The organism is Aeromonas lacus, assembly GCF_000764665.1.
Taxonomy (GTDB): domain Bacteria; phylum Pseudomonadota; class Gammaproteobacteria; order Enterobacterales; family Aeromonadaceae; genus Aeromonas; species Aeromonas lacus.
The window spans coordinates 56556-64224 of the sequence record NZ_JRGM01000015.1; the positions used below are offsets into that span (position 1 = coordinate 56556).

Genomic DNA, 7669 nt, shown 5'->3' on the forward strand with positions numbered 1-7669 from the left:
CCTCGAACGGGAGCATGAAAAGAGGAAGGGAGCCTTAGCTCCCCTCTTCAGTCTGTTCCTGCTTCTCTTCGCTCTCTTCTTTCACGTAGAAACGGGCGAAGAAGAGACCCAGCTCCCACAAGCCCCACATGGGTATCGCGAGCAGCGTCTGGGAGAAGACATCGGGCGGCGTCAGCAGCATGCCGACCACAAACACCCCGACGATAACGTAGGGACGCTTCTCCCGCAGGCTCTTGGGACTTGTTACCCCGGTCCAGCAGAGCAGGATGGTGGCCACCGGAATTTCGAACGCCACCCCGAACGCGAAGAACAGGGTCAGTACGAAGTCCAGATAGCTGGCGATGTCGGTCGCCACCGTCACCCCGGCGGGGGCGGTACTGGTGAAGAAGCCGAATACCAGCGGGAACACCACGTAATAGGCAAACGCCATCCCCGCGTAAAACAGCAGCGCACTGGAGACCACCAACGGCATGATCAGGCGCCGTTCATGCTGGTACAGACCGGGGGCGATGAAGGCCCAGGCCTGATAGAGCAGATAGGGAATCGCCACGAAGAAGGAGACCACCAGCGTCAGCTTGATAGGCGTCAGGAAGGGGGTCGCCACATCCGTCGCTATCATGCTGGTGCCTGCCGGCAGCTGGCTCAACAGCGGCTGCGCCACAAAGTCGTAGATGTTGTTGGAGAAGTAGATCAGCGCCAGAAAGACCAGCAGGATGGCCGTCACCGACCGCAACAGGCGGGTTCTCAGCTCCACCAGATGGCTGATCAGGGGTTGTTCTGCCTGACTCATGGCTTCACCTCCCCTTTGCTGACCGGCTCGTTCACTACTTCATGCTCCTGCTGGCTGTTGACCGGCGGCACCTCGTCATTCACCTGGGCAACCTGAGCCACTGGCTCGACGGGAGCAACAGGCTCTGCGACGGGGGGACGGATCTCGTTCTCGACCTGATAGGGGCGGTTGACCGACTGGGCCGCCGCCTTGAGCTGTTCGATGGACTCCTGCAGCTCGGGGCTCAGGTTGTTCATCTGCAGCTGTTCGGCCTTCTTCAGGTCGTTGTGCAGCTCTTGCAGCTTGAGCTCCTGCTCCAGCTCGGCCTTGACCGAGTTGGCGGTGGAGCGGATGAGGCGGATCCAGTGCGTCGTCGTACGGATGGCGCTGGGCAGCCGTTCCGGCCCCAGCACCACCAGCGCCACCACGGCGATAACCACCAGCTCCCAAAAACCGATATCGAACATGGCTTAGGCCTGATCTTTGTCTTTCTGCTTGGCGGTCTCGGCGTTCTGGTTAGCCGTTTCGTTCAGCTGCTTCGGCGGAAACTCGGCATCATTCTGTTGCGGCTTGGCATCGCTAGGCTCATCGGCCAGCGCCTTTTTGAAGCCTTTGACCGCCGCACCCAGATCGCCACCGATCCCGCGCAGTTTCTTGGTACCGAACAGCAGTACGACGATGACTGCAATGATCAACAATTGCCAAATACTGATACCACCCATGACTTTCTCTCCAGAGCAGGCGCCTGATGACGCGGTTTTTGTTTAATGGGAACGGGTTCGCAGCCAGCCAAGCAGCCAGCAGATCCCGGCACCGGTGAGGCTGATTTGTCCCCACTCGATGTGTTGTTTTTGGGTCAGCAAGAATACACCCGCCAATAGCAGGCTGGCTCCCACCCCTAAGAGGTAGCGTGCCTGCCCCTGGCGACGACTGTGGCGCCGAAACTCGGCAAACATCTGGTCGAAGTGGTGCTGCTGATGGCGGGTCTGACGCAGGGTCTCATAGACCAGTTCCGGCAGCTCCGGCAGCTTCTCTGCCCAGAACGGCGCCTTCTCCTTGATGGCATTCAATACCGACTTGGGCCCCACCTGCTCGTGCATCCAGTTTTCGAGGAACGGCTTGGCGGTCTGCCACAAATCGAGCTGCGGGTAGAGCTGGCGACCCAGCCCCTCCACATAGAGCAGGGTCTTCTGCAGCAGCACCAGCTGCGGCTGTACCGCCATATGGAAGCGGCGCGCAGTGTTGAACAGGTTGAGTAGCACGTGACCGAACGAGATCTCGGAGAGCGGCTTCTCGAAAATGGGCTCCAGCACGGTGCGGATGGCGAACTCGAACTCGTCCACCTTGGTATCTGCCGGCACCCAGCCCGACTCCACGTGCAGCTCCGCCACCCGGCGATAGTCACGGTTGAAGAAGGCGAGGAAGTTCTCCGCCAGATAGCGTTTGTCTTCCCGGTTGAGGGTACCGACGATGCCGCAGTCGATACCGATCCAGAGCGGGTTCTCCGGGTGTTCATAGGAGACGAAGATGTTGCCCGGGTGCATATCGGCGTGGAAGAAGCTGTCGCGGAACACCTGGGTGAAGAATACCTCCACCCCGCGCTCGGCCAGCAGCTTCATGTTGGTACCGTTGGCTTCCAGCGCAGCAATATCGGAGACAGGTATGCCGTAGATGCGCTCCATCACCAGCACCTGCTCGCGGCAGAGATCGGTGATGATTTCAGGTACATAGAGCGCCTCGGAGCCGGTGAAGTTGCGCCGCAGCTGGATGGCGTTGGCCGCCTCCCGCATCAGATTGAGCTCGTCGAGGATGGTCTTGCGATACTCCTCCACCACCTCGATGGGGCGCAGCCGCGCACTCTGCGGCACAAAGCGCGCTACCAGACGGGCCAGAGCCCGCATCAAGCGCAGATCGGCGTCGATGACCGGCTCGATGTCGGGACGGATCACCTTGATGACGATCTCGCGGCCACTCTCTTTCAGCCGGGCGGTATGCACCTGAGCGATGGAGGCCGACGCCAGCGGCGTCTCGTCGAAGTCGTCAAACAGGGTCTCGATAGGGCAACCCAGACTGCGCTCAATCTGCTGACGCGCCGCCTGACCGCAGAAGGGGGGCACCCTGTCCTGCAGCAGGGCCAGCTCCTCGGCGATGTCTGGCGGCAGCAGGTCGCGGCGGGTCGAGAGCATCTGGCCGAACTTGATGAAGATGGGGCCAAGGGCCTCGAAGGCGAGGCGGATGCGGGCGCCGCGGCTGAGATCCGGTTGCTGGTTCTTGAGCCAGAACAGGGAGCGGCGGGCCAGACGACCCGGCCAGGGTTGATAGCGAGCGGGCACCAACTCGTCGATGCCCCGCTCCAGCAGGATGGTGATGATGCGATAGAGGCGTTTGAACTCTTTCGGGGTCATCAGGCCACCTGCTGTTCGAGTCGAGCCAGCCGCAGTTCAACGGCCTTGAGCTGCTGAGCCAGCACCTCGACATCATCGTTGAAGCTCGCCACTTCCAGCGGGCCGGGGGCGAGGCGGATCTCTTCAGTCAGATATTCCGCCAGCTGACGCTGGCTGCGGCACAGTTCGCGGCCGACCAGACGACGCGCCTGACGGGCACCGCTGAACAGGGAGTGGGCCACGACATCGCCGGTATAGCGGGATAGCTCCTCTTCCCAGTCGATATCGAGCTCACCCAACAGCACGCTGAATGCCTGTACCAGCTGGGGGTCACCGCTCAGATCCAGCTTCTCCTCGCGGATATAGCGGGTCAGGGCGGAGGGCTCCTTGAGCAGGCCGAGAGCGGTCAGGGAGAGGCTGAGCACTGCATCCGCCTCCCCTTCATAACTGGCCAGCACATCCAGCCGGCGCCCGGAGAAGACAAACCAGAGTGGCTTGAGTTCACGCAGCTCCAGCTTGAGTACCTTGCCTGCCAGCTTGCGCAGCCGCTCCGGGCTCTCTTTGTCCAGCCCCAGCAACTGATTGAGGCTGGTTTCGATCACGGCGGTGACCATGGCATCCATCGGCATAGGCAACCTTAAAACTTGTAACCGCGGTGCAGGGCGACCACGCCCTGAGTCAGGTTGAAGTACTCAACCTGTTCGAAACCGACATTTTCCATCATGCCGGCCAGGGTCTGCTGATCTGGGTGCATGCGGATCGACTCCGCCAGGTATTTGTAACTTTCGCTGTCGTTCGCGACGATTTCGCCCATTTTCGGCAGCAGTTTGAAGGAGTAGAGATCGTACAGCTTGGCGATCACTTCGCTGACCGGCTTGGAGAACTCCAGCACCAGCAGACGGCCGCCCGGCTTGAGCACCCGGAACATGGAGGCGAGCGCCTTGTCCTTGTCGGTGACGTTGCGCAGGCCGAAGCCGATGGTGATGATGTCGAAGTGGTTATCCGGGAACGGGAGCGCCTCGGCGTTAGCCTGGACGTAGGAGACGTTGTTGGCCACCCCCAGATTGCGCAGCTTGTCGCGGCCCACTTTCAGCATGGAGTCGTTGATATCCGCCAGCACCACCTGACCGGTGTCGCCAACGATGCGGGAGAACTTGGCGGTCAGATCACCGGTACCACCGGCCAGATCCAGCACCTTCTGTCCCTTGCGCACGCCGGAGCAGTCGATGGTGAAGCGCTTCCACAGGCGGTGGATGCCGAACGACATCAGATCGTTCATCAGATCATACTTGGCTGCCACCGAATGGAAGACGCCTGCCACCAGAGTCTCTTTCTCGGTCGCGGCCACGGTTTTAAAGCCGAAATGCGTTGTCGTAGCTTGTTCTGACATCCCTTAAACACCCATAGAACAAAGAATGGCCGCCAGTTTACCAGAGCCAATGGCGTGCGGACACCTTAAACCCGGCTCGCAACCATCTGCATGCCGAGCATGACCATGGCCAGACAAAGGCACAGATTGAGACCGATATTGAGCAGCGACGTCAGAGAGGCGTCGTGTCGGGCCAGCACCACTGGTATCGAGGGAAAAGGAGGATAAGCTGGTCAAGACGCCGAAGCGCCCCCAATCGCAACATAGAACCAGGCTTGCATGGCATCACTCCCTCAAGGCCGCCATTATGTCGCAATGGCGGCCCTTGTGCCCAGCGAGGGAACTAATCGCCATCCGGCCTGATTGAAAACTCAGCGGCGAAAATCGATGGGCTCAGGCTGACCCAACACGATCTCGGTCTGGGCTGGCCGGGTCTGGGCAATCACCTTGCCGTGGCGGATCGAGTAACGCACCGGCACCTGACGGCGCACCGCATCGAAGCCATTGTCGGCAGGCAGGACCAGCAAGTTGGCCGGTTTGCCTACCTCGATACCATAGCGATCCTGCACGTTCAGGGTGCGGGCGCTGTGGCTGCTGATCAGCTTCAAACCGTCGTTAATCTGCTCGTAGCCCATGATTTGGCAGACATGCAGCCCCATATGAAGCACCTGCAACATGTTGGCGGTGCCCATGGGATACCAGGGATCGAACACGTCGTCATGGCCGAAGCAGACGTTGATGTTCGCCTCCAGCATCTCCTTCACCCGGGTAATGCCGCGGCGTTTGGGATAGGTATCGAACCGCCCCTGCAGGTGAATGTTCACCAGCGGATTGGCCACAAAGTTGATGCCTGCCATCTTGAGCAGCCGGAATAGGCGGGAAGCATAAGCGCCGTTGTAGGAGTGCATGGCGGTAGTGTGACTGGCGGTGACCCGATGGCCGATACCCCGCTCGTAGGCTAGGGTCGCCAGCGTCTCGATAAAGCGGGACTGCTCGTCATCGATTTCGTCACAGTGCACATCGACCAGAACCTGATACTTCTCGGCAAGATCGAAGATGTAGTGCAGACTTTCGACGCCATATTCCCGAGTAAACTCGAAGTGGGGAATCGCACCAATCACATCGGCCCCCAGCTTGAGCGCCTCCTCCAGCAGTGCCTTGCCGTTGGGGTAGGAGAGGATCCCCTCCTGCGGGAAGGCCACTATCTGCAGCTCGACCCACTCCTTCATCTCCTCCCGCACTTCCAGCATCGCCTTGAGCGCGACCAGATTGGGGTCGGAGACATCAACGTGAGTACGCACAAACTGGATGCCGTTGGCGATCTGCCACTTCAGCGTCTGGACGGCACGCTGTTTCACATCCTCATGGGTCAGCAGCGCCTTGCGCTCGGCCCAGCGCTCGATCCCCTCGAACAGGGTGCCGGAGAGGTTCCAGCTCGGCTCGCCGGCCGTCTGGGTGGTATCGAGGTGAATATGGGGTTCGATAAAAGGAGCGATCGCCAGACCGCCCTCCCCGTCCAGCACCCGACCGGCGACGGCATGTTCGTCATGGGGTTCGATGGCGGTGATGAACCCATCCTGACAGCGGATCTGCCACAACCCTTCCCGATCGGCCAAACGAATATGTTGAATCAGCATTTGCTAGCTTCCTGTACCAGAACCGGCCGCTGGGTGAGGCGAACCAGAATGAAATAGGTGAAGGCGGCGCCCAATACCGCGTTCAGTGGCACTATGCCCGGCAGCCACTTGCCGACAGCCACCCCGACTGCCGTGGCGACCAGCGCCTGCCAGCGCACCGTCTCGAACTGCTGATCGGCAAACTGACGGTAACGCTCACGATTGAGCATGAAATCCATGATGATAATGCCACCAATCGGGGGAATTGCCGTACTCAAAAAGGCCAGCCAGCCGACAAAGTTGTTATAGAGCCAGAGGGCACAGGCGGTACCGATCAGACCGTTGATCACGCTGAGGGGCTTGCTCTTGAGACCGGTAATGTTGGCAAAACCGAGGCCGGAGGCGTAGAGGGCGTTGTCGTTGGTGGTCCAGATATTGAGGCCGAGCACCAGAATGGCGGGGATCAGCAGCCCCTGCATCAGCATCACTTCCGAGATATCGGCCTGCCCGGTCACCGCCGCGCCGGCTGCACCGAAGACGAACATCAGCGTGTTGCCCAAAAAAAACGCCACCATGGTAATCATGACGGCGCCCCAGGGTTTGCGACCAAATCGAACAAAGTCGGCGGTCAGGGTTCCTGCACTGATAAAGGAACCGACCACCATGGTCAACGCCGTGGTGAACTCGATGGGACTGCTTGGTTGTACCTGCTGCAGTGCAGCCATGCCACCGGTCGAGGTCACTGCCAACCAGACCGAGTAACCACCGAGCAGCGCAATGGCCGGTACGGCCACAAAGCTCAACACCATCAGGGCGGAGATCCCGAAGTAGACGGTCACCGTCATCAGAATGCCCGAAATGGCGATCAGCCAGTTCACATCAATGCCGGTCGCCTTCTGCACCGGCAGCGCAAACATCGCCACACCGACGCCGAACCAGCCGACCTGAGTACCGCCCAGCAGCAGGGATGGCAGCCAGGAACCTTTCACACCAAACGAGTAACGCGCCAGCAGATGGGTAGAGAGACCGGTTGAAGCACCGATATAACCAAGACAAGCGGTGTAGATACCCAGCAGCAAATTGCCGAGCAGTACCGCCTTGATGAAATCATCGAACACCAAGCCGGTGCCCAGCGCACCACCGGTCCACATGCTGGCAGAGAAGAAGGTCAGGCCGAGCATCACCAGCATCAGTGACAGCACACCTTTGCGCCCTTTAGCGGGAACCGCCCCCAAACAGTATTCGTTATCCTGCGCCATGCTCTTTCTCCACGTAATAGGCAAAACGCGCCGGATTCTACATGTAAAACGTTTTACGTCAATCAATCATGGTTAAATATCTGGCTAAAACCATCAATAGCAGTCAAATGAGTAACACATTGGGACTCAAATCAGCAGGAAAATGGTGCAGGCTACAAACAGAGGAAAGTATTGGAGGTAAAGAATATGAGGAGATTTTTTAGAAAGTGACAGATGCAAAAAAGCCTCCCTTTTCAGGGAGGCTTTCTCTTTAATGGTGCTGATACCCAGAA

At 59.4% G+C, this 7669-nt stretch carries 8 protein-coding genes; all 8 read right to left on the minus strand.

Annotated elements, in window-relative coordinates; all coding sequences use genetic code 11:
• Positions 1 to 34: 34 nt before the first annotated feature.
• Positions 35 to 790 (minus strand): twin-arginine translocase subunit TatC, encoded by a 756-nt coding sequence (gene tatC / locus LG31_RS0102245; protein WP_033112884.1) that lies wholly within the window; start codon positions 788 to 790, stop codon positions 35 to 37.
• Positions 787 to 1236, minus strand: a complete 450-nt coding sequence (gene tatB, locus LG31_RS0102250; RefSeq protein ID WP_033112885.1) for a Sec-independent protein translocase protein TatB — start codon at positions 1234 to 1236, stop codon at positions 787 to 789. Before tatB ends, tatC begins: the two co-directional genes overlap by 4 nt.
• 3 nt (positions 1237 to 1239) lie before the next feature.
• On the minus strand, positions 1240 to 1491 hold the full coding sequence (gene tatA / locus LG31_RS0102255) for a Sec-independent protein translocase subunit TatA (RefSeq protein WP_033112886.1): 252 nt from the start codon (positions 1489 to 1491) through the stop codon (positions 1240 to 1242).
• A 42-nt stretch (positions 1492 to 1533) separates the two neighbouring features.
• Entirely contained in the window at positions 1534 to 3174 is a 1641-nt protein-coding gene (gene ubiB / locus LG31_RS0102260) for a ubiquinone biosynthesis regulatory protein kinase UbiB (RefSeq protein WP_033112887.1), read from the minus strand.
• On the minus strand, positions 3174 to 3782 hold the full coding sequence (locus tag LG31_RS0102265) for a ubiquinone biosynthesis accessory factor UbiJ (RefSeq protein ID WP_033112888.1): 609 nt from the start codon (positions 3780 to 3782) through the stop codon (positions 3174 to 3176). Before LG31_RS0102265 ends, ubiB begins: the two co-directional genes overlap by 1 nt.
• Positions 3783 to 3790: 8 nt before the next feature.
• Complete coding sequence (ubiE, locus tag LG31_RS0102270) at positions 3791 to 4543, minus strand: bifunctional demethylmenaquinone methyltransferase/2-methoxy-6-polyprenyl-1,4-benzoquinol methylase UbiE (RefSeq protein WP_033112889.1); 753 nt, start codon at positions 4541 to 4543, stop codon at positions 3791 to 3793.
• Between the two features lie 350 nt (positions 4544 to 4893).
• Positions 4894 to 6159, minus strand: a complete 1266-nt coding sequence (locus LG31_RS0102275; RefSeq protein ID WP_033112890.1) for a cytosine deaminase — start codon at positions 6157 to 6159, stop codon at positions 4894 to 4896.
• A complete protein-coding gene (gene codB / locus LG31_RS0102280; RefSeq protein WP_033112891.1) occupies positions 6153 to 7397 on the minus strand; it encodes a cytosine permease in 1245 nt (414 codons plus the stop codon). The genes LG31_RS0102275 and codB overlap by 7 nt, the downstream gene beginning before the upstream one ends.
• Between the last annotated feature and the right edge of the window lie 272 nt (positions 7398 to 7669).